Origin of the sequence: Brevundimonas aurifodinae, assembly GCF_040195595.1 — a bacterium.
GTDB classification, from domain to species: Bacteria; Pseudomonadota; Alphaproteobacteria; order Caulobacterales; family Caulobacteraceae; genus Brevundimonas; species Brevundimonas aurifodinae.
This window is the reverse complement of sequence record NZ_JBEGDD010000006.1, coordinates 220626-241949: the sequence shown is the minus strand read 5'-3', so window position 1 is coordinate 241949 and position 21324 is coordinate 220626. Positions and strand designations below refer to the sequence as shown.

The 21324-nt window shown below is 68.1% G+C and carries 24 protein-coding genes; 6 read left to right on the top strand and 18 right to left on the bottom strand.

The features are described 5' to 3' along the window. Positions 1–59 precede the first annotated feature (59 nt). The gene (locus ABN401_RS09385) at positions 60–539 is read left to right on the top strand and encodes an outer membrane protein assembly factor BamE (protein ID WP_349684574.1); all 480 of its coding nucleotides are present in this window, start codon (positions 60–62) and stop codon (positions 537–539) included. A gap of 185 nt (positions 540–724) precedes the next feature. Here ABN401_RS09385 and ABN401_RS09380 read toward each other — a convergent pair whose 3' ends face one another. From ABN401_RS09380 to ABN401_RS09315, 14 genes are all read right to left on the bottom strand, one after another. Continuing rightward, positions 725–2872 carry a sodium-translocating pyrophosphatase gene (locus ABN401_RS09380; RefSeq protein ID WP_349684573.1) on the bottom strand — a complete coding sequence of 716 codons (2148 nt, stop codon included), beginning with the start codon at positions 2870–2872 and terminating at the stop codon, positions 725–727. 190 nt (positions 2873–3062) lie between these two features. Next, complete coding sequence (locus tag ABN401_RS09375) at positions 3063–3497, bottom strand: hypothetical protein (RefSeq protein WP_349684572.1); 435 nt, start codon at positions 3495–3497, stop codon at positions 3063–3065. Between the two features lie 47 nt (positions 3498–3544). After that, a complete protein-coding gene (thiL, locus tag ABN401_RS09370) occupies positions 3545–4636 on the bottom strand; it encodes a thiamine-phosphate kinase (protein ID WP_432763542.1) in 1092 nt (363 codons plus the stop codon). Further along, positions 4539–5084, bottom strand: a complete 546-nt coding sequence (gene nusB / locus ABN401_RS09365; RefSeq protein WP_349684570.1) for a transcription antitermination factor NusB — start codon at positions 5082–5084, stop codon at positions 4539–4541. Before nusB ends, thiL begins: the two co-directional genes overlap by 98 nt. Next, on the bottom strand, positions 5081–5542 hold the full coding sequence (gene ribH, locus ABN401_RS09360) for a 6,7-dimethyl-8-ribityllumazine synthase (protein ID WP_349684596.1): 462 nt from the start codon (positions 5540–5542) through the stop codon (positions 5081–5083). The genes nusB and ribH overlap by 4 nt, the downstream gene beginning before the upstream one ends. Then, on the bottom strand, positions 5539–6690 hold the full coding sequence (ribB, locus tag ABN401_RS09355) for a 3,4-dihydroxy-2-butanone-4-phosphate synthase (protein ID WP_349684569.1): 1152 nt from the start codon (positions 6688–6690) through the stop codon (positions 5539–5541). Before ribB ends, ribH begins: the two co-directional genes overlap by 4 nt. After that, positions 6690–7280 carry a riboflavin synthase gene (locus ABN401_RS09350; protein ID WP_349684568.1) on the bottom strand — a complete coding sequence of 197 codons (591 nt, stop codon included), beginning with the start codon at positions 7278–7280 and terminating at the stop codon, positions 6690–6692. The genes ribB and ABN401_RS09350 overlap by 1 nt, the downstream gene beginning before the upstream one ends. A 55-nt stretch (positions 7281–7335) precedes the next feature. Next, positions 7336–7971 carry a RibD family protein gene (locus ABN401_RS09345; RefSeq protein WP_349684567.1) on the bottom strand — a complete coding sequence of 212 codons (636 nt, stop codon included), beginning with the start codon at positions 7969–7971 and terminating at the stop codon, positions 7336–7338. Then, complete coding sequence (gene nrdR, locus ABN401_RS09340; RefSeq protein WP_029416096.1) at positions 7971–8447, bottom strand: transcriptional regulator NrdR; 477 nt, start codon at positions 8445–8447, stop codon at positions 7971–7973. Before nrdR ends, ABN401_RS09345 begins: the two co-directional genes overlap by 1 nt. 8 nt (positions 8448–8455) lie before the next feature. Beyond that, the gene (gene glyA / locus ABN401_RS09335; protein ID WP_432763544.1) at positions 8456–9727 is read right to left on the bottom strand and encodes a serine hydroxymethyltransferase; all 1272 of its coding nucleotides are present in this window, start codon (positions 9725–9727) and stop codon (positions 8456–8458) included. A gap of 88 nt (positions 9728–9815) precedes the next feature. Continuing rightward, positions 9816–9995 carry a DUF6898 family protein gene (locus ABN401_RS09330; RefSeq protein WP_349684566.1) on the bottom strand — a complete coding sequence of 60 codons (180 nt, stop codon included), beginning with the start codon at positions 9993–9995 and terminating at the stop codon, positions 9816–9818. Then, complete coding sequence (gene hemA / locus ABN401_RS09325) at positions 9995–11221, bottom strand: 5-aminolevulinate synthase (protein ID WP_349684565.1); 1227 nt, start codon at positions 11219–11221, stop codon at positions 9995–9997. Before hemA ends, ABN401_RS09330 begins: the two co-directional genes overlap by 1 nt. A 115-nt stretch (positions 11222–11336) precedes the next feature. Then, positions 11337–12245, bottom strand: a complete 909-nt coding sequence (mmsB, locus tag ABN401_RS09320) for a 3-hydroxyisobutyrate dehydrogenase (protein ID WP_349684564.1) — start codon at positions 12243–12245, stop codon at positions 11337–11339. 70 nt (positions 12246–12315) lie between these two features. Continuing rightward, entirely contained in the window at positions 12316–13083 is a 768-nt protein-coding gene (locus tag ABN401_RS09315; protein ID WP_349684563.1) for a class I SAM-dependent methyltransferase, read from the bottom strand. A gap of 125 nt (positions 13084–13208) precedes the next feature. Here ABN401_RS09315 and ABN401_RS09310 point away from each other — a divergent pair, with 125 nt between their 5' ends. Then, the gene (locus ABN401_RS09310) at positions 13209–13520 is read left to right on the top strand and encodes an EthD family reductase (protein WP_349684562.1); all 312 of its coding nucleotides are present in this window, start codon (positions 13209–13211) and stop codon (positions 13518–13520) included. Here ABN401_RS09310 and ABN401_RS09305 read toward each other — a convergent pair. From ABN401_RS09305 to ABN401_RS09295, 3 genes are all read right to left on the bottom strand, one after another. Continuing rightward, positions 13517–14278, bottom strand: a complete 762-nt coding sequence (locus tag ABN401_RS09305) for a class I SAM-dependent methyltransferase (protein WP_349684561.1) — start codon at positions 14276–14278, stop codon at positions 13517–13519. The genes ABN401_RS09310 and ABN401_RS09305 overlap by 4 nt on opposite strands. A gap of 55 nt (positions 14279–14333) precedes the next feature. Next, the gene (locus ABN401_RS09300; protein WP_349684560.1) at positions 14334–15383 is read right to left on the bottom strand and encodes an enoyl-CoA hydratase/isomerase family protein; all 1050 of its coding nucleotides are present in this window, start codon (positions 15381–15383) and stop codon (positions 14334–14336) included. 116 nt (positions 15384–15499) lie between these two features. Next, the gene (locus ABN401_RS09295; protein WP_349684559.1) at positions 15500–16228 is read right to left on the bottom strand and encodes a hypothetical protein; all 729 of its coding nucleotides are present in this window, start codon (positions 16226–16228) and stop codon (positions 15500–15502) included. A 79-nt stretch (positions 16229–16307) separates the two neighbouring features. On the opposite strand from ABN401_RS09295, the gene ABN401_RS09290 reads away from it, so the two are divergent. Beyond that, positions 16308–16913, top strand: coding sequence for an LOG family protein (locus tag ABN401_RS09290; RefSeq protein WP_349684558.1), 606 nt, complete (start codon positions 16308–16310; stop codon positions 16911–16913). Positions 16914–17034: 121 nt separating this feature from the next. After that, on the top strand, positions 17035–17334 hold the full coding sequence (locus tag ABN401_RS09285) for a DUF8200 family protein (protein WP_349684557.1): 300 nt from the start codon (positions 17035–17037) through the stop codon (positions 17332–17334). Between the two features lie 32 nt (positions 17335–17366). On the opposite strand, the gene gltX is transcribed toward ABN401_RS09285, so the two are convergent. Beyond that, on the bottom strand, positions 17367–18716 hold the full coding sequence (gltX, locus tag ABN401_RS09280) for a glutamate--tRNA ligase (protein WP_349684556.1): 1350 nt from the start codon (positions 18714–18716) through the stop codon (positions 17367–17369). 130 nt (positions 18717–18846) lie between these two features. Here gltX and alr point away from each other — a divergent pair, with 130 nt between their 5' ends. Next, entirely contained in the window at positions 18847–19881 is a 1035-nt protein-coding gene (gene alr / locus ABN401_RS09275; protein ID WP_349684555.1) for an alanine racemase, read from the top strand. Positions 19882–19948: 67 nt separating this feature from the next. Further along, positions 19949–21322: a M28 family peptidase gene (locus ABN401_RS09270; RefSeq protein WP_349684554.1), complete on the top strand. Its 1374-nt coding sequence runs from the start codon at positions 19949–19951 to the stop codon at positions 21320–21322. Positions 21323–21324: the final 2 nt, after the last annotated feature.

Here is a 21324-nt window from a genome sequence, read left to right as displayed (position 1 = left end):
AACTAGGACGCGGGTCCGTCTAGGTCAAAGACCTTGTTTCGTCGCAGGCAGCCGATTTCATGACCACCCTCGTCACCCGTCTGGCCCTCGTCTCGGCCGTCGCGGCCCTGGCCTCGGCCTGCGCCCCGGTCGTCGGAACCCATGGTTTCCAGACCGTCGATGTCGCTCCCGCCGAGATCAAGGTCGGCGAGGACACCAAGTCCACCGTCCTGGCCCAGCTGGGTTCGCCGTCGGCCACGTCGACCTTCGAAGAGAACATCTGGTACTACATCAGCCAGACGACCGAGCGGTACACCTACAACCGCCCCCAGGTGTCGCAGCGGTCGATCACCGCCATCACTTTCAACGAAGCCGACGACACGGTCGCCGAGGTGCGCAACCTTGGACTGGAAGACGGCCAGCAGATCGCCATGAACGAGCGCGAGACCCCGACGCGCGGCCGCGAGCTGACCGTTATCGAGCAGCTTCTAGGCAACGTCGGCCGCGGCCAGCTGCCCCGCACCAACGAGGACGTCCCCGGCCAGCGCCGCCCGGATTAAAGTCCTCTCCCGTAGGGGGAGGTAGCACGAGGCGCAGCGAAGTGACGGAGGGGGAACGCCCCGAACACCGCATGCGTGGCTGACCCCCTTTACCACTTCGTGGTCCCCCTCGCCCAAAGGGGGAGAATGAGAAACGCCCCGGAGATCGCTCTCCGGGGCGTCTTTCATTTCGGCCTGCGCGAGGGCTAGCCGAGATTTCCGCTCGCCAAGACCGCCAGCAGAAGAAGCGCGACGATGTTGGTGATCTTGATCATCGGGTTCACCGCCGGGCCGGACGTGTCCTTGTAGGGATCGCCGACCGTGTCGCCGGTCACCGCGGCCTTGTGCGCCTCGGAGCCCTTGCCGTGGACGACGCCGTTCTTGTCGGTGAAGCCCTCCTCGATCACCTTCTTGGCGTTGTCCCAAGCCCCGCCGCCCGAGGTCATCGAGATGGCCACGAACAGGCCGGTCACGATCACCCCCATCAGCATGGCCCCCAGCGAGGCGAAGGCGTTGGCCTTGTCCGAGATGAACAGGATCGCGACGAACAGCACGATCGGCGACAGCACCGGCAGAAGGGACGGCACGATCATCTCGCGGATCGCCGCCTTGGTCAGGATGTCGACGGCCCGGCCGTACTCCGGCTTGACCTCATAGGTCATGATGCCGGGGTTCTCGCGGAACTGACGACGAACCTCTTCCACGACCGATTCGGCCGCCCGACCCACGGCCATCATCGACATGCCGCCGAACAGAAAGGGCAGCAGCCCCCCGAACAGCAGGCCGACGACGACGTAGGGGTTGGTCAGATCGAAGGCGACCGTGCCCATGTTGGCGAAGAACGGATAGTCCGCCGGGTTGGCGGCGAAATACTGCAGGTCCGACGTATAGGCCGCGAACAGCACCAGCGCGCCGAGGCCCGCCGAACCGATCGCATAGCCCTTGGTCACGGCCTTGGTGGTGTTGCCAACCGCGTCCAGGGCGTCCGTCACATGACGCACGTCGCTGGGCAGCCCCGCCATTTCGGCGATGCCGCCGGCGTTGTCGGTCACGGGACCGAAGGCGTCCAGCGCCACGATCATCCCCGCCACGCCCAGCATGGTCGTGGTGGCGATGGCGATGCCGAACAGGCCTGCCAGCTGGAAGCTGGCCACGATGCCGACGATGATCACCAGCGCCGGAAGCGCGGTCGACTCCAGCGACACGGCCAGACCCTGGATCACATTGGTGCCGTGACCCGACACCGAGGCGTTGGCCACCGACCGCACGGGCCGGAAGTTGGAGCCGGTGTAGTATTCGGTGATCACCACGATGGCCGCGGTGACCAAAAGGCCCACGAGGCCGGACCAGAACAGGGCCATGGGCTCGATCTGCAGACCGCTGGTCGTCACGACCGGACCGGTGACCATGGTCGTGATGACCCACCAGACCGCCCCGACCGACAGCACGCCTGTGACGATCAGGCCCTGATACAGGGCCCCCATGATGTTGTTGGACTTGCCCAGACGCACGAAGAACGAGCCGATGATCGAGGTCACCACGCAGATGCCGCAGATCGCCAGCGGCAGCAGCATCATCGTCTCGACGTAGGGCTGGTCGCGGAAGAAGATCGCGGCCAGCACCATGGTGGCGACCGTGGTCACCGCATAGGTCTCGAACAGGTCGGCGGCCATGCCGGCGCAGTCGCCGACGTTGTCGCCCACATTGTCGGCGATGGTCGCGGCGTTGCGGGGATCGTCCTCGGGAATACCGGCCTCGACCTTGCCCACCATGTCACCGCCCACGTCGGCGCCCTTGGTGAAGATGCCGCCGCCCAAGCGCGCGAAGATGGATATCAGCGACGCGCCGAAGCCCAACGCCACCAGACCGTCGATGACCTCGCGGCCGGTGCTCTCCAGCCCCAGCACCTCGGTCAGCACGCCGTAGTAGCCCGCGACGCCCAGAAGCGCGCCACCCGCCACGAACATGCCGGTGATGGCGCCCGAGCGGAACGCCAGATCCAGACCCTTGGCCAGGCTCTGCGAGGCGGCGTGGGCGGTCCGGACGTTGGCGCGCACCGAGATCAGCATACCGGCGAACCCGGCCAGGCCCGAAAGCACCGCGCCGATCACGAAGCCGATCGCGGCATAGGGTCCGATCAGCAGCCAGGCGGCGATCAGGATGACCACCCCGACCATGCCGATGGTGGTATACTGGCGCTTCAGATAGGCCGAGGCCCCTTCCTGGATCGCGGCCGCGATCTCGCGCATCTTGTCGTTGCCGGTCTCGGCCTTCATCAGACTGGCGGTCTGGATGAGCCCGTACAGGACCCCCAGCGCGCCGGCGGCTATCACTAGCCACAGAACATTCGTCATTTTGGCGTTTCCAACCCTAAAGCATTAGGCGCGCGGACCCTTGGCGCGGCGGGCGTTTATCGCCTCTTTCCGCCTTCCGGTCCCCCCGTGCGCAGTCCGGACGCCTGAGTGCGTCCCGCGGGAATTGCGGCGGAACCGTGCCAAATGCGCGCAGGGGGCGCAACGGCCATTTTCAGGAACGACGGGCTTTTCAGGCCCGGCGAACGCCGGTGCGTCTGCGCGGCGTCTGCAAAGCCACTTCGGCCGCGGAGATCGAACCCGGCCCGGCGATCGCGGGCGCGGCCCGCATCAGCCAGGCGGCGATCGCGGTCGAATCGACCCGCGTCCAGTCGTCGGCCAGCACGAAGGGCGTCCGATGCGCCTGCCGGACCAGGGCATCGCGGAAGTAAGGCTCCCTGGCCCGCAGCATCTCGGGCGTCTGGCCGGTGCCGAGCGTCAGGCGGACCGTCACGAAGACATAGTTGCGGATGCGTCCGTCCGCGATGATCGGCAGGCCGACCCCGGCGATGTTCAACGACGGATTGGCGGTGGGGGCCGACTCTGTAGGTCCGGCTGCGCTGGCCGCAGACGCGGCCGCGCCGGCGACGGCCAGGGTTCCGAAGGCGATCAGGTCTCTGCGTTTCATGGGCCGAGCGTGACGGAGATCGCTTAGGATTCCGTTTCCGGCAGCCCTCAGTCGTGCGTCCAGCCTGTCCGCGACAGGGTCAGCGCCTGGCCAAGGTAGCGCGCGGAAACGCCGGCCCCGGCCTGGACCTCGCCGATCCGGGTCAGCCGCAGATGTAGCCGATCGGCCTCGCGCTTCACCGCGGCCTCGTCCCTGGGCGACACCGTCAGGACCAGCTCATAGTCGTCACCGCCGGTGACCAGCCTCTCCAGCGCCGCCTCCGGATCGGTTCGGCTCTCCAACCACGCCTGTGCCGCGGCCGATCGCGGCGTCAACTCCAGATCAAGCGTGATGGCGGCTCCGCTGGCGCGCGCAACATGGCCCAGATCGCCGACCAGGCCGTCCGACACATCCATCATCGCGGTGACCAGACCGCGGACCGCCCGTCCGAAGACCACGCGCGGCACCGGTCGCCGGTATCTCTCGGCCAGAGCCTCGACGCGTTCCGGCTCCAACGACAACCGCCCCTGCGCCGCCTGAAGCCCCAGCCAGCCATCGCCGATCGTGCCGGTGACATAGACGGCGTCCCCCGGACGCGCTCCACCCCGCGAGACCGCCTCGCCCTTGGGCAACCAGCCCAGCAGAGTCGCGGAAAAGGACGCCGGCCCCGGCGTCAGAACCGTGTCTCCGCCCAGCAGCTGGACGCCGAACGCGGCCTGATCCGTCGCCAGCCCCTCGGCGAAGGCCTCCCGCTCCGGCCAGCCGCAACGGGGCGACCAATGACAGGCCAGCAGATAGCCGAACGGCTCCGCCCCCTTGGACGCCAGATCGGAGAGGTTCGCCCGCAGCAGCTTCTGGGCGACGGTGTCGAGCGGATCGTCCGGCAGGAAGTGCACGCCTTCGACGATGGCGTCCTTGGTCAGTACCAGATCGAAACCCGGCCGGGAGGGCAGGACCGCCACATCGTCAGCCAGGCCCCGCGCATAGTCCGGGTGCGCCAACGGACGCAGCAGCTTCTGGATGGTCTCGAACTCGCCGGCGGCGTCGACGGCGGGCATGGCTTCAGGCCTTGGGTCGAACGTCGCGGGCGACGCCGTCCAGAGCGGCGTTGACGAACTTGGCCTCGGCTTCGTCGAAGAAGGCCTTGGCCAGTTCGACATATTCGTCGATCACGATCTCGCGCGGGACCTCGGGCCGCTCCTTCAGCTCCCACGCCCCACAGCGCAGCAGGGCACGCAGCGTGGCGTCCAGCCGCTCCATGCGCCAGTTGGACGCCAGGCGCGCCTTCACCGCCGTGTCCACGTCCTTCTGGCCCGTGACCACGCCGCGCACGATCTCGGCGAACCAGTCCTCGTCGGCCTCGGCCATCATCACGCCTTCGATGGGCGCGTCGAAGCGGTGGTTTTCGAACTCGGAGATGACCGTCTCGACCCCCTCCCCAGCCAGTTCCATCTGATACAGCGCCTGGACGGCGGCCAGACGGGCCACCGTGCGCGCGCGGCGCTGCCGGCTGGTCAGCTGGGGCTCGGCCCGCGCCTTTTCCGCCTCGGCGAGTTGCTCGAGCACGGCGGCGATGGAGTTGGGCGCGGTCGGTGTCGGATCGGTCATCCGCCCAGCCCTAGCCGCAACCGCTTCTTCAGTTCAATCAGATCGAGACAGGCCCGTGCCGCCCCACCGCCCTTGTCGCCCTCGGACAGACGCGCCCGGGCCCAGGCCTGAGCCTCGTCCTCGACGGTCAGGATGCCGTTGCCGATGATCAGGCCGCGTGTCCCCAACGCCATGATGCCGGCCGCCGACTGATCGGACACGATCTCGAAATGATAGGTCTCGCCCCGGATGACGCAGCCCAGGGCCACGAAGCCGGAATAGCGCGGCGCGGTCGGAAACTTGCCCGCCTCGTCGGCCAGGGCGATCGCCGGCGGGATCTCCAGCGCCCCTGGCACGGTGACGACGTCGAACGCCGCGCCGCGCGCCGTCAGGGCGTCCTTGGCCCCTTCCAGAAGGGCGTCGGCCAGATCGTCATAGAAGCGCGCCTCGACGATGAGGATGCGGGGCGGTTCGTTCAGGATGGGACTTCTCCGTCCATGGTGCGCCAACCGACGATGTTCAGCCCATAGCCTTCAAGGGCGGCGGGCTCGGGTCGGGTGGAGCTCATCACGATCATGTCGCGAACGCCCAGGTCCAGCAGGATCTGCGCGCCCACGCCGTAGTTCCGCAGGGATCTGTCCAGGGCGATCGGCTTGTCCGCCCCCGACAGTCGTTCCGCCAGCCCCTGGAGCGCCGGATCGCGCAGGAAGACGACGACGCCCGGCCCATCGTGCGCGGTGATGGTCCGCAGGGCTGACGGAATATAGCTCTGACGCGCCTCGACGTGGCCCAGCAGGTCGGCGGCGAAATCGACCTGGTGCATGCGCACCAGGGTCGGCTTGCCCGGCTCGATCGTGCCGTGGACCAGGGCGACGTGCTCGGCTCCCTCGATGGTGTTCCGGTACAGCATCAGGCGGAAGGGCCCGCCGTGGACGCTGTCGAACGGCGTGTTCATCACCCGCTCGACGAACCGCTCGGTGCGCCGGCGATAGGCGATCAGGTCGGCGATGGTTCCGATCTTCAACCCGTGCAACTGGGCGAAGGCGACCAGGTCCGGAAGGCGGGCCATGGTCCCGTCGTCGTTCATGATCTCGCAGATCACACCCGCAGGGTGCAGACCAGCCATGCGGCTGATGTCGACGGCCGCCTCGGTGTGGCCGGTGCGAACCAGCACCCCGCCGTCGCGGGCGACCAGCGGAAAGACGTGGCCCGGCGAAACGATGTCGTCGGCACCCTTCAGGGGATCAACCGCGACCTGAACCGTGCGCGCGCGGTCCGCCGCGCTGATGCCCGTCGTGACGCCTTCCCGCGCCTCGATCGATACGGTGAAGGCCGTGCCCATGCTGGTGCGGTTCTCGGCGGCCATGGGTGGCAGGCGCAGGGCCCGTGCCCGCTCCGAGGTGATGGCCAGGCAGATCAGGCCGCGCGCGTGGCGAGCCATGAAGTTGATCTGGTCGGGCGTGGCGAACTGGGCCGGAATGATGACGTCGCCCTCGTTCTCCCGGTCCTCGGCGTCGACCAGGATATAGGGACGGCCGTTGCGGGCATCCTCCAGGATGTCCTCGATCGGACTGATCGGACTGTCGAGGTTTGTGGCGGCCCCAATGGCCTCAGAGAAACTGCGCATCACGCGGTCTCCTGCCACCGGGCGAGGTATCTGGCCAGCATGTCGATCTCCAGATTGACCGTGTCGCCGACCGTGAGGTCGCCGAGCGTCGTCGCCCGCCAGGTGTGGGGGATGATGTTCAAACCAAAGCGACGACTGTCGACGCTGTTGACGGTCAGGGACACGCCGTCGACCGTGATCGAGCCCTTCGTGGCGATGAACCGGTGCAGCGGCGGGGGTGCCTCAATCGTCAGCCGGTGCGACCCGCCGTCGGGCGTAATCTCGACCACGGTTCCCAAGCCGTCGACGTGGCCGGACACGATGTGCCCGCCCAATTCATCCCCAGCCCGGGTCGCGCGCTCAAGATTGATTTTCGTCCCCGCCGCCCAGGCGCCCAGTGTCGTCTTCGACAGGGTTTCGCCGGACACCTCCACCGCGAACGAGCCCGGGGTCTTCTCGACCACGGTCAGGCAGACACCCGAGTGACTGATGGACGCCCCAAGGTCGATCCCAGCGGTGTCCCACGCGGTCTCGATCTCATAGCGCCGGTCGCGCGCCGTCTCGACGACCGAGCGAACGCGGCCGATGTCGGTGATGATGCCGGTGAACATCAGCTCGCCGTCCCGAACAGTGGACGCCGATTTTCGGACAGGACGAAGAGAAACATCAGGAACGCCTTTCGTAGCGTTCCCACAGGTCGTCACCCAAGGCCTCGACCGCAAGACGCCGATACTGCGGTGCATGGGCCAGGCGGGCCAGATTCAGGGCCGCCACGCCGGGACGACCGTCGCCCCCCAGAAGGATCGGCGCGCGAAACCACTCGATGGCATCGACCAGGCCGGCGGACACGAAGCAGGCCGCGACCCGCCCTCCACCTTCGATCATCAGGCTCTTCACGCCCCGCGAGACGAGCGTCTCGAGCACCGCCTCCAAGGCGGGGCGGTTGTTGCCGTCACCGGCGACCCGCGCGACCTCGGCCTCGCCGATCGGCATCGGATCGCGGGTGGTCAGTATCAGCGTGCTTGCTGTGGCGATCCGGGCGAAGGACGGCGTTCGGAGCCTGCTGTCCAGGACGACACGCAAGGGCTGTTTGGCCTCCAGCTCCGGTTCCGCGGCCAAACGGACCGTCAGGCGGGGATCGTCGGCCAGCACGGTCTCGACGCCGACCAGAACAGCGTCATGGGCGGCGCGCAGGCGGTGGCCCTGGGCGCGAGCCTCAGGGCCGGTGATCCACTGGCTCTCGCCCGTGGACGTGCCGATGCGACCGTCCAGCGACGTCGCGACCTTCCAGGTGATCCGCATCAGCCGCGCGACGCCCCCGGATCGTCGTCCAGCCCCTCGTCGCCCAGAAAGCGAGCGAAGTCGCCGGTCGCCCTGAAGTCCTTGTAAACCGAGGCGTAGCGGACATAGGCCACCTCATCGACGCCCTTCAGCGCCTTCATGATGAAGTCGCCGACGACGCTGGACGGGATCTCGGTCTCGCCCAGGCTCTCGAGCTGGCGCACGATCCGCGACACCATCTGCTCGACCTGTTCGGGCTGGATCGGACGCTTGCGCAGGGCGATGGCCAGCGACCGCTCCAGCTTGTCGCGATCGAACGGCGTGCGCCGCCCGTTCCGCTTCAGGATCACCAGTTCGCGCAACTGGACCCGTTCGAAGGTGGTGAAGCGCCCGCCGCAGTTGGGACAGGATCGGCGACGACGGATGGCCGCGCCGTCGTCCGACGGGCGGCTGTCCTTCACCTGGCTGTCCGCGTTGCCGCAGAAGGGGCACTTCATTCAGCGACCTATCCGTAAATCGGGAAGCGCGCGGTCAGTTCGCGCACCTTGGCCGAGACCTCGGCGACCACGGCCGGATCGGCCTCGTCCCCGCCGTTCATCGAGGAGACCACGTCGGCGATCCAGTGTCCGACCTGCTGGAACTCGGCGACGCCGAAGCCCCGCGTGGTGCCCGCCGGGGTCCCAAGCCGCACGCCCGAGGTGACGGTGAAGGGCGCGGTGTCGAACGGCACGCCGTTCTTGTTGCAGGTCATCAGGGCGTGCTCGAGCTGGAGCTCCGTCGCCTTGCCGGTCACGCCCTTGGGCCGCAGGTCGACCAGCATCAGGTGGCTGTCGGTGCCGCCCGACACGATGGCCAGGCCGCGCTCGACCAGCACAGCGGCCAGGGCCTGGGCGTTCTTCACCACCTGGCCCGCATAGGCCTTGAACTCCGGCTTCAGCGCCTCGCCGAAGGCCACCGCCTTGGCGGCGATGACGTGCTCCAGCGGGCCACCCTGAAGGCCCGGGAACACCGCCGAGTTGATCTTCTTGCCCAGATCCAGGTCATCGGACAGGATAAGGCCGCCGCGCGGGCCACGCAGCGTCTTGTGCGTCGTCGTCGTCACGACATGGGCGTGCGGGACGGGGTTCGGATAGACGCCGCCCGCGACCAGGCCCGCATAGTGGGCCATGTCGACCATCAGATAGGCCCCGACGCTGTCGGCGATCTCGCGGAAGCGCTTGAAGTCGATGTGGCGGCTGTAGGCGCTGGCACCCGCCACGATCAGCTTGGGTTTCTCTTTTTGCGCCATCTCGGCGACATGGTCGTAGTCGATCAGGTGATCGTCCTCGCGGACCTTGTAGGTGACCGGCCGGAACCACTTGCCCGACTGGTTCGCCGGGCTGCCGTGCGTCAAATGCCCGCCCGCCGCCAGGTCCATGCCCAGGAAGGTGTCGCCAGGCTGCAGCAGGGCGAAGAACACCGCCTGGTTCGCCTGGGCGCCGGAGTGCGGCTGCACGTTGGCGAAGGCCGCGCCGAACAGCTGTTTGGCCCGCTCGCGCGCCAGATCCTCGGTGACGTCCACGAACTCGCAGCCACCGTAGTAGCGCCGGCCCGGATAGCCTTCGGCGTATTTGTTGGTCAGGACCGACCCCTGCGCTTCCAGCACCGCCCGTGAGACGATGTTCTCGGACGCGATCAGCTCGATCTGTTCCTGCTGGCGATGCAACTCGCCCTTGATAGCGGCGGCGACGTCGGGGTCAGCCTGGTCCAGGCCGCGCGAGAAATAGGCGTCGTGGATGAAATGAGCGGTCACGGGCGGCGTCCGGGCTGTCGAGAATGGAGACGCTCTATCTAGTCCCGCGCGGTCGGTGCCACAACATCTTGTGTCAGGACGTGGCGATCAGACGCCTGAGCTTGGCTATGGCCAGTCTTTCGACGGCCTTCGGCTCCATCGCCGGACCAACCGCCGAGGCCTCGATCCCCGTGGCCACATGGACGGCCGTGACCTTGAGATACGTCCCGTTCCGGGTCGCCTCGACGATGACCTCGCCGAGATCGTCGGGCATCAGGCCGCGACCGGCATCCGCGCCACGTTGCAGTGGGTCCACAGCTTGTCCATAGCCGTGACCAAGGCATCCATCATGCCGTCGTCATGATCTGGAGACGGCGTGAACCGCAGGCGCTCGGTCCCCTTGGGCACGGTCGGATAGTTGATCGGCTGGACATAGATGCCGTGGTCTTCCAGCAGCATGTCCGAGATCATCTTGGTGTGCACCGGGTCGCCGACGAACACCGGCACGATGTGGCTCTCGGACGGCATGACCGGGATACCCGCCTCGGCGAAGCGGCGCTTCAGCGTCTCGGCCCGCTCCTGGTGCGCGTCGCGAAGTTCCGGGTGGGTCTTCAGGTGCCGGACCGAGGCCAGGGCCCCCGCCGTCAGGGCCGGCGGCAGCGACGTCGTGAAAATGAAGCCCGAGGCCCAGCTGCGGACCGCGTCCACGATCACCGCGTCGGCGGCGATGTAGCCGCCCATGACGCCGATGGCTTTGCCGAGCGTGCATTCGACGATGTCGATGCCGTCCAGGACCCCGTCCCGCTCGGCCACGCCCGCGCCGGTCGCGCCGTAGAGACCCACGGCGTGAACCTCGTCGAGGTAGGTCATCGCCCCATACTTGCGGGCCAGAGCGATCGTGCCCTTCAGGTCGGCGATGTCGCCGTCCATCGAATAGACGCTCTCGAAGGCGATCAGCTTGGGCGCGTCGGCGGGGGCGGCAGCCAGCAGCGACTCGAGGTGCGCCAGGTCGTTGTGCAGGAAGACGTGCCGCTCGCAGCCGCCGTTGCGGATGCCCGCGATCATCGAGGCATGGTTCAGGCTGTCCGAGAAGATGATCAGCCCCGGCAGGATGCGCTGCAGCGTCGTCAGCGTCGCCTCATTGGCCACATAGCCCGAGGTGAAGAGCAGGCTGGCTTCCTTCTGGTGCCAGGAGGCGAGCTCGGCTTCCAGATCGACCGCCGACCGCGTCGTGCCGCTGATGTTGCGCGTGCCACCGGCGCCGGCGCCCACGGCGTCAAGTTCGGCCTGCATGGCCTCCAGCACGACCGGGTTCTGGCCCATGCCGAGATAGTCGTTGGAGCACCAGATCACGCAGTCCTGTTCGGAGCCGTCCGAGAGGCGACGCACCGCCCTGGGAAACCGGCCACGGACCCGTTTCAGGTCGGCGAAGACGCGATAGCGCCCCTCGCCCTTCACTTGGTCGACGGCGGACTGGAATGCGGCGGTGTAGTCGAACAAGGCTGCGGCTCTCTGGCGACCGGAAACGGCGCGGTGATGCCTCGATGACACCTCAAAGTCCACTCGCCGGGCAAGGTAAAAAGGTCGCAAGCCCTTAATCGATAACGGTTCTCATCTAGGTCTTGGGAAGATCATCCAGCCGACCTCGCAGCATCTGCAGGATGCCGGAGAAGTCGCGGCCGCCGTAGCCCAGACGATCGAACAACTGGAACAGCGCCTCTGATTGAGCGCCGAGCGGCGTGGCGGCGCCCGCCCTGGCGGCCGCGTCCTGCGCCAGCTTCAGGTCCTTCAGCATCATCGCCGTCGCGAACCCGCCGTCATAATTTCGGTTCGACGGCGCGGTCGGCACGGGGCCGGGCCACGGATAATAGGTCGTCACCGACCAACTCTGCCCCGACGACTTCGATGCGATATCGAAGAACTTCACCGGGTCCAGTCCCAGCTTCTCCGCCAGGGCGATGGCTTCACAAGTCCCCAGCATGGTGATGCCGAGGATCATGTTGTTGCAAATCTTGGCCGCCTGCCCCGCTCCGTGGTCGCCCGCGCGGAAGGTCGCCCGGCTCATCGGCTCCAGCGCGGTTTCGATGCGCGCGAAGTCCGCCTCGTCGCATCCGACCATGAAGGCCAGGGTTCCGGCGTCGGCCGCCATCGTTCCGCCCGACACCGGCGCGTCGGCGAAGGCATAGCCCGCGGCCTTGGCCAGACCCGCGACCTTTCTCGCGGTCTCCACATCGATGGTCGAGCAGTCGAGCAAGAGCGCGGACGACGGCGCGGCACCGATGATCTGCTCGGAATAGACCTGATGCACATGCGGCCCGGCGGGCAGCATGGTGATCACGACGTCGACGTCCTTCACGGCCTCGGCGACCGAGGCGACAGGGGAACATCCCGCAGCCCGCGCCCGATCCAGCGCGGCCTGCGACAGGTCGAAGGCCGACACGACGTGCCCCGCGCCGGCCTGATTGGCGGCCATACCCCCGCCCATGTTGCCCAGGCCGATGAAGGCGATCTTTCTGGCGGTCATCACGGCGTCTCCCGAGTGCGTTTCTGGTTGCGCTCCGGTTAGCCTTTGGCCTGCGCTGCCGCCAGACCCGTCAGGCGGGCTTCCTGAACTTAAGCACGAACTGGCTGGTGCGGCCACGGATGGCCGGGTCGAAGACGTTGGTCGTCAGCGGGTCCGCCGGGTCCAGCAGAATGCCGCTTTCCGCTTCCAGCACGAACCCGGCCGCCTCGACCTCGCGCCGCACATCGGCGATGTCGATCCGGTGCAGCGTGTCGGCCACGCCCAGCCCCGCGCCCGAGGTCGCCGCGTGATCGACGATGACATAAAGGCCGCCCGGCTTCAGCGCCGCGAACACGGCCGCGTTGACCTTTGCCGCCGTGTCGGCCGGGAACGGTGCCAGGTGCAGGTCGTGATAATTTTGGGCCGTGAACACCAGGTCCAGAGCTTGCGGAAACGCGGGCGCGCCGATGGGTGAGCGAATGGCGGAGACGTTCTCGTTTTCTTCGTCCACCGTCGTCAGGCTCTCGCCGTAGCTCGCCTGAAAGGCGATGAACTCGGCCGGCTGCCAGGCGATGACCTCGCCGTCCTCACCGACGGCGCTGGCGAAAACACGGGTGAAATACCCCCCGCCGATGATCATGTCGCCGACCGTCTGGCCCGGCGCGACTTCGGCGAAGGCCAGGATCTCGGCGGTCTTTCTTGACCCGTCCCGCGCCCGGTCCGCCTCGGGCCGGTCGGTGTCGGCCAGAACGGCGGCGTAGCTGCCCGTGTCCTGAACCGGAGGCGCGAAAGCCGCGGTCGAGAGCAGCATGGCCGCCGAAGCGGCGAGAATCAGGGACCGGTTGAACGCGACGCGCATCGAAACCTCCTCGAGCGCCCCAGCGGCGCGCTGACACTTTACGCCGCCTCACGCCCCCGGTCAGACTCGACCGCGACCCTGTCGCCGAATTCATGCTAGCGGTGACGCAACCCGGAGAAACGTCCATGGCCGCCCAGCTCGTCGTCACCTATCGCACGCCGTCCGACACCGCCGCCTTCGACCGGCACTACCACGACATCCACGCGCCCCTGGCGCGCAATATCCCCGGTCTGCGCCGCTTCGAGACGAGCGCGGGACCGGTCATGACGCCCGAGGGACCGTCCGACGTCCACCTGATCGCCATCCTGCATTTCGACAGCCTGGCCGACATCGGCGCCGCCTTCGCCAGCCCGGAGGGTCAGGCGGCCGCCGCAGACGTTGCCAACTTCGCGTCCGGCGGGGCGTCGATGCTGATGTACGAGACGACGGAAACCTAAAGCGGCTTTCTGAAGCGATAGACGAACTGATCCGTCCGCCCCCGGATGGCGGGGTCGAAGACATTGATGGTACGATCGTCGGCCGGGTTTCGGAGCGCATCGCTCTGGCCGTCGAAAACGAAGCCGGCGGCCTCGACCTCGGCCCTGAGGAAATCCCCGTCGATGCGGTGCAGGGTCTGGACCTCGTTCGCGTCGGTACCCGCCCGGCCAGCGTGATCGATCACGACATAGAGGCCACCCGGCTTGAGCGCCTCGAACACCGCCCGGTTCATCAGGTTCACGTCGGTGTCGAAGGCCGGGATGTGGAAGTCGTGGTACTCCTGGACCATGAAGACGGCGTCCAGGGGCTCAGGAAAACGCATTGAGTCCAGCGGCCCGGAAAGAGGCACGACATTCGGATAGGCGGCCGCCAGAGCCTCCGCGAACGGGGTCTCGCGCGGCGCGGTGCGGGTGGGAACGAAGGCATAGACCCGACCGGTCTCGCCCACCACCGGCGCGAACAGACGGGTGAAGTAACCCTCTTCCGGACGGATGTCGGCGACGCGCGCGCCGGGTCGGATACCGCCGAAAGCCAGCATCGCGACGGGCTTGCGCAGGTCGTCGCGGGCCACCTCGTCGGCGGGACGACGCGGGTCGGCCACCGCCGCCGCGATCAGGGTCTCGACCGAAACGACGGCCGGCGGAGCGTCGGCGTTCATCCGCGCGCAGGCCGACAGGGCGGTCAGAAGGGCGGCGGCGACGAACTGGTGCTTGAACATGGTCTCTCCTCGGCTGGCCGTCAGCTACGCTCGCGATCGGACCGGGACGCAAGCCTCAATCCAGCGGCGTCCACTCCTCGCCAACCGGCAACGGCGCGAACAGGGCGTCGAGATCGGCGTCGGACACGCCGTTCAGCGTCGCGGGCGACCACTGCGGCGCATTGTCCTTATCGACGATCACAGCCCGGACCCCCTCCTGGAAGTCGTGGGTCCGCACCACGCGGCCGCCCAGCCGATACTCCATGGCCATCACCTCGGCGAAATCGGACATCTTGCGCCCGGCCCGAAGCTGGCGCAGCGTGACCTTCAGTGACTGGGGCGACTTGGTCGTCAGGATCGCCCGTTGCGCCAGGGCCCACTCGGTTCCGTCCGCCTCCAAGGCTTCGAAGATCGCCTCCACAGTGTCGAAAGCGAACAGCCGGTCGATCGCCGGGCGATGAGGCGCGATGGGCGACGGCGCGGGCTCGACCGCTTCCTTTTGCGCCGCGACATCCGGTCGCTCCGGCGCGCGAATGACCGCGTCGATCACATCCGACAGCGTTTCGCTCGGGACGAAATGGCTGTGAATCCCCAGCGCCACCGTGTCTGCCGCCTTCAGCCGTGCCCCGGTCAGGGCCAGCCAGGTCCCCGTCTCGCCCGGCAGGCGCGGCAGGAACCATCCGCCGCCGACATCGGGGAACAGGCCGATGCCGGTCTCGGGCATGGCGTAGGTCGTGCGCTCGGTCGCGATGCGGACGGCGGCGGGCTCCGACATGCCGACGCCGCCTCCCATGACGACCCCGTCGACGATGGCCGTGATCGGCTTGGGGTAGGTGAACATCAAATGGTTGAGGCGGTATTCGGCGAGGAAGAAGGCCCTGGCTTCGACACCGTCGGTCGCGCCGCTCTCGGCGATCATCCGGATGTCGCCGCCCGCGCAAAAGCCCCGCTCACCTGCATGATCGATCAGGATCGAGACCACGGCCGGATCGTCGCGCCACGCCAGCAGGGCGTGGGTCGTGGCCTCGCACATCGCGAGGTTCAGCGCATGAAGTGCCCTGGGTCGGTTCAGGGTGATCCGACCGACCCGGCCGTCGATGCGTGTCAGAATTTCCGTCTCGCTCATCAGGGCGGCTTAGCCCGACGCGACTGGCAAAGAAAAGCCCGATGCGAGCATCGGGCGAAGGTGGATTGGTGGTGGGTGTCCTCAAAGAGAACGGCTTCGTGGGTGATCCGATTTGGTTAAGGAGAGGTTTCAGCCTGTCCCGCTGGAAACCACGTCGCCTGGCGCGCCCCACCGGGCGCTGTCCAGATCAGACGCCAGCCGCCCGGCGTGGCGCTCAGGCCGTCCTCGCCCTCCGCGCCGATGCTGGGAACGAAGGACTGGCCATCGACGACGACCACAGAGGGCAGTCCGGCTGGGGCCGCGCTCCAGCGACCGTCCGCTCCGACCTCGATGGGTCGCTGAACACCCGCCGTAACGGTCACGACCGCCGACGCACGTCCCCGGCCGCTCAGGAACGTTGCGCGTCCGTCACTGTCCACGGCGTCCAGCACCGGAGCCGGATCGAAGCGACGCGTCGGCGCGCCGGCGCTGACGAAGGCGATCGGACCTCCCGGCCCGGCGGACACCAGAAGCCGGCCGGGTGCTGGATATCGGGCCTGGCCGACCTGCACCTCGGCGGTGAACAAGGTATCGGCGGCGGGCTTCGGCGTCACCAGGCTGAAGCGCCCACGATTATCCGCCGCCGCTGCGAAGACCCGGCCACCCGGGGCGACCAGCACGATGCGCCCAGAGGGAGACGCCGCGCCGCCGATCACGAGAGACGATCCCTGAATTTCGGCCGTCTCGATAACCGGTGGGGTCACCCACGCCTTCTCGGCGTTCGACGCCGCCGGACCCGGCGCGTCATCGCCGCAGGCGGCGACGGAGAGGCCCGCCGTTATCAGGAGGACGATCGATCGTTTCATCGTGCTTGCCGTGTCTGTATGACCCCCGTCGGAGATAGCGCGGCCGTCGTCGGCTGTCCCCCTTTCTCGCAGAGGTTTCATGTCGCCAGCCAATCCCGCCATCGCGCCCTTCGACGGCCGCTCCGTCTGTCTGTTCTGCGGATCGTCCGACGCCGCCGATCCGGTGTATGTCCAGGCTGCGGCTGACTTCGGAGCGGCGGCGGCACGGGCGGGGTGGCGGCTGGTCTATGGTGGAGGCGGCGTCGGCCTCATGGGGGCCTCGGCGCGCGCGGCCCACGAGGCCGGAGGCCGGGTGCTGGGCGTCATGCCGGAGTTCCTGCGCAGCCGCGAGCGGCTTTTCGACGAGGTGGAGACCCTGGTCGTCACCTCCATGCACGAGCGCAAGCAGATCATGTATGACCAGTCCGACGCCTTCGTCGTCGCGCCGGGCGGGATCGGGACGCTTGAGGAAGTGGTTGAACTGCTGAGCTGGAAACGGCTGGACCTGCACGGCAAACCGGTGATCTTCCTCAACATCAACGGCTTCTGGGAGACCTTTTTCGGGTTGATGCGCCACAGCGTGGAGACCGGCTTCACGCCGCCGTCATTCCTCGACGCATGGTTGGTTTGCGACACCGTGGAGGCGGCGATGATGGCGATCGACGCGCCGGAGACACGACGGGCCTTGCAACATGATCGGCGATAAGTAATCGTCGGTCACTCGGCGGCTCGACTGCATCTCGTTTAAAAACTCGCCTTGACAGTTTTTAAACGATACGCACTATGGGGGCCGGGCTTTCGAAGGCCCTGAACCCGGAGCTACTGCCATGCGCTCGATCCTCGCCCTCACCGCGCTTTGTCTTGCCCTCGCCGCGCCTGCGGTCGCCCAGACTCCAAGCGGCACCCGCCTCGTCCTCGCGGACGCCGCCAGCGCGCCCGGCCGCCCCGTCATCGTCGATGGTGCCAGCTGGCGCTGTGAAGGCACCGCCTGCACGGCGACCGGTGGGGCGAACCAGCCCGCGACGCGCGCCTGTCGTCGCGTGGTCGCCCGCCTGGGTACTGTGACCGAATTCACCTGGCGCGGAACGGCCCTCAGCGCCGAACAGATCGCGGCCTGCAACGCCTGACCCCTCTGACGGGAGGCGGTGCGCCGCCCTCCTCAGGCCGTCTCGCCGCGCAGCCGCTGGACGATCCGGTCGCGGCCGATCAGGGGCACCAGCGACGCCATGTCCGGTCCGCGCTCCTGTCCCGTCAGGATGTGGCGCAACGGCATGAACAACGCCTTGCCCTTGGCCCCGGTCCTGGCCTTGACCGCCTCTGTCCAGATCGCCCAGACGCCGTCGTCGATCGTCTCCGGCAAGACCTCCAGCGCGGCGGCGGCGAAGGCCGGATCCTCGACGACAGGACTGACCGGACCCCGAACCAGCCGCGTCAGCGCCTGGATGTCGTCGAACCGGGCCAGGTTCGGCCGCAGGGTGTTCCACACGGTCTCGCCCAGATCGCAGTCCAGCGCCGCCAGCCGCGGCTGCGCCCGGTCATAGGGCATGGCGTGCAGGGCCTGGGCGTTCAGGCGATCCAGGTCCTCGGTGTCGTAGCGGGCGGGCGAGCGGCCCATCTTGTCGAAGCTGAAGCCCCGGCCCAGCGCCTCCAGGCTTTCGCCCACCTCCAGCGCGTCCGATGTGCCGATCCGCCCCAGATGGCTGGTGATGGCCAGAGGCTCATAGCCCTGCTCGCGCATCTCGGCGACCGACAGCGAGCCCAACCGCTTGGACAGGGCCGCGCCGTCCGCCCCGACCAGCAGCGGCATGTGGGCGAAGCGCGGGACCTCGCTCCCCATGCCCGCCGCGATCAGGGCCTCGAAGATCTCGATCTGGGCCCCGGTGTTGGTCGTGTGATCCTCGCCCCGGATGACGTGGGTGATCCCCATGTCCAGGTCGTCCACCACCGACGGCAGGGTGTAGAGGTAGAGCCCGTCCTCGCGTATCAGCACCGGATCGGACATGGAGGCCGTGTCGACCTCGGCGTGGCCCCGCGACAGGTCCTCCCAGGCGACCCGGCGCCCGTCCAGCTTGAAGCGCCAGTGCGGCTTGCGGCCCTCGGCTTCCAGCGCGGCCTTGTCGGCGGCGGTCAGATCCAGCGCCGCGCGGTCGTAGATGGGCGGCAGGCCGCGCGACAGCTGCACCTTGCGCCGACGGTCCAGCTCCTCGGCGGTCTCATAGGCGGGATACAGCCGCCCCGCCGCCTTCAGGCGGTCGGCGGCCTCGTGATAGCGGTCGAAACGCTTGGACTGGTTGTGCCGCTCGTCCCAGACCAGGCCCAGCCAGGTCAGGTCTTCCTCGATCCCGCGCTCATACTCCAGCGTCGACCGGGCGAGGTCGGTGTCGTCGATCCGCAGCACGAACTGACCGCCCTGCCCTTTCGCGAACAGCCAGTTCACCAGGGCGGTGCGCACATTGCCGACGTGCAGCTTGCCAGTGGGCGACGGAGCGAAACGGACCTTGACGGACATGAGTTGGCGGACCTTCGAGGAAGCGAGGCGCGTAGGTCGTCCGCCGCGCCGCCCAAGTCAAGGCGAGCCCGACCCGCGCGGGATCCAGATTTCGCCTGTTCCCGCAACGATCTTGCGGCATAAGGCGGCCATGACTGCCCCGGCCCTGTTGACCGTCGATCTGAACGCGCTTTCGCACAACTTCCATGCGCTGGAAGCCGTGACCGGCGTTCCTGTGCATCCGGTCGTCAAGGCCGACGGCTATGGGCTCGGCGCCGTTGCCGTCGCGACGCGGTTGTTGGCGGAAGGCGCGCGGGCCTTCTTCGTCGCTCGGCGGGCGGAGGGCGAAGCGTTGCGGGCGGCCCTGGGACCGGTGCCGACCATCTATGTGCTGGACGGCTGCGTCGGCGACGCGGCGGCGGCGCTACGCGAGGCGTCGTTGCGGCCGGTCCTGAACCATTACGACCAACTCCGCGCCTGGTTCGGGTCCGGGGGCGGAGCCTGCGGGCTGCAGATCGACACCGGTATGAACCGCCTCGGCTTCCGGCCCGAGGCCGCGCCCGAGGCCTTCGACGGCCTCGACCTGGTGATGAGCCACCTCGCCTGCGCCGATGCGCCCGTCGAGCCCATGAACCGCCGTCAACGCGATGCCTTCGCCGCCGTCGCAGCACGGTATCCCGCCGCGTTGAAGTCGTTCGCCAACTCGGGCGGATGTTTCCTGGGGGCCGATTTCGCCTTCGACGCGGTCCGACCGGGCATCTGTCTCTATGGCGGGGGGCCGGAAGGCCGTCCCGATCCGCGCCTGAAGCCCGTCGCGACCCTGACGGCCGAGGTGCTCCAGTTGCGCGACGTTCCAGCGGGCGAAAGCGTCGGATACTCCCGGGGCTTCGTCGCGGACAGGCCCCGCCGGATCGCCACCTGCGGCGCGGGCTATGCGGATGGCGTCCTGCGCAGCCAGAGCCAGGTTGGGCAAGTCTGGGCGGCCGGTGCCCCGCGCCCGATTCTGGGGCGGGTCTCCATGGACGTCATCGCCGTGGACGTCACTGGCGCGGACGTCGCCGTCGGGGACCGGATCGAGTTGTTCGGGGCCAACCGGCTGCTGGACGACGCGGCCACTGCGGCCGGCACCATCTCCTACGAACTTTTGACCTCGATCAGGCCGCGCGTGGATCGGCTCTACCTGTGACTCCGAGGCGGGGTTGAAGTCGGCGGGGCCCCGCTCCAAAGTCCCGGCCGCTTCGTCGGAGTCTCGCATGCGCCTCATCGCCCTCGCCGCCCTTCTCGCCGCCCTGCCGGCCTCCGCCCTGGCCCAGACCCCTGCGGCGGTCGAACAGCCGCTGCTGCATGAGGTGGTGGGCGAAGTGTCGCCGGATCGACTGCTGGCCGACGTTACGGCCCTGGTCGGCTTCGGCACGCGCCACACCATGTCCGAGACCCGGTCCGAGACGCGGGGCATCGGTGCCGCGCGGCGATGGACCGAGCGCGAGTTCCGGCGAATCTCCAGCGAGTGCGGCGACTGTCTCGAGATCGCCCTCCCTGCAGATATGGTGACGGGTCCGCGCATCCCGGAGCCTGTCGAGGTCGTCAACGTCGTGGCCATCCAGCGCGGCACCGGCGATCCTAACCGCGTCATCGTCATCTCCGGCCATATCGACAGCCGCGTTTCCGACGTCATGGATTTCACCTCCGACGCGCCGGGCGCCAACGACGACGCCTCGGGCGTCGCCGCCGTGCTGGAAGCGGCGCGGGTGCTTTCGAAGCACCGGTTCGACGCGACTCTCGTCTACGCCGTACTGTCGGGCGAGGAGCAGGGCCTGTTCGGCGGCCGCATCCTGGCCGACTACGCCAAGGCCCAGGGCTGGGTCGTCGAGGCCAATCTGAACAACGACATCGTCGGCAACTCCCAGGGTCAGTCCGGTGTTCGCGACACCACCCGCGTCCGCGTCTTCTCTGAAGGCACCAAGACGGTCGAAACGACCGCCCAAGCCGACCGGCGTCGCTACAACGGCGGCGAGGTCGACAGCTCCTCGCGCAATCTCGCGCGCTACGTCGACGGCATCGCCGATCGCTATCTGACCAACTTCGACGTGGACATGATCTATCGTACGGACCGTTTCGGCCGGGGCGGTGACCAGGTCGAGATGCTGCGCGCCGGCTTCCCGGCCGTTCGAATCTCGGAGGGAGCCGAGAACTACGATCACCAGCACCAGGATCTGCGGACCGAGAACGGCGTGGTCTATGGCGACACCATCGACGAGATGGACTTCGAATACCTCGGCCAGGTCGCCCGCCTGAACATCGCGACGATGGCGGCCCTGGCCAATGCGCCCATGGTGCCGTCGGGCGTGACGATCGCCGGGGCTGTGCGACCGGACACGACGCTCACCTGGACCGCCGCTCCGGGCGCAGCGGGCTACCGCGTCTGGTGGCGCTCCACCACGGCACCGCAATGGACCCACAGCCGGTGGGCCGGGAACGCCACCAGCCTGGTGCTCGCCGGCATCCCCATCGACGACTACTTCTTCGGCGTCTCGGCCGTGTCGGAAGCCGGCTACGAGAGCCCGGTCGTCTTCCCGGGCCCGGCGGGGGCCTTCGTCTCGGTCGGCGACCCGGCACCCGCCAACTGACG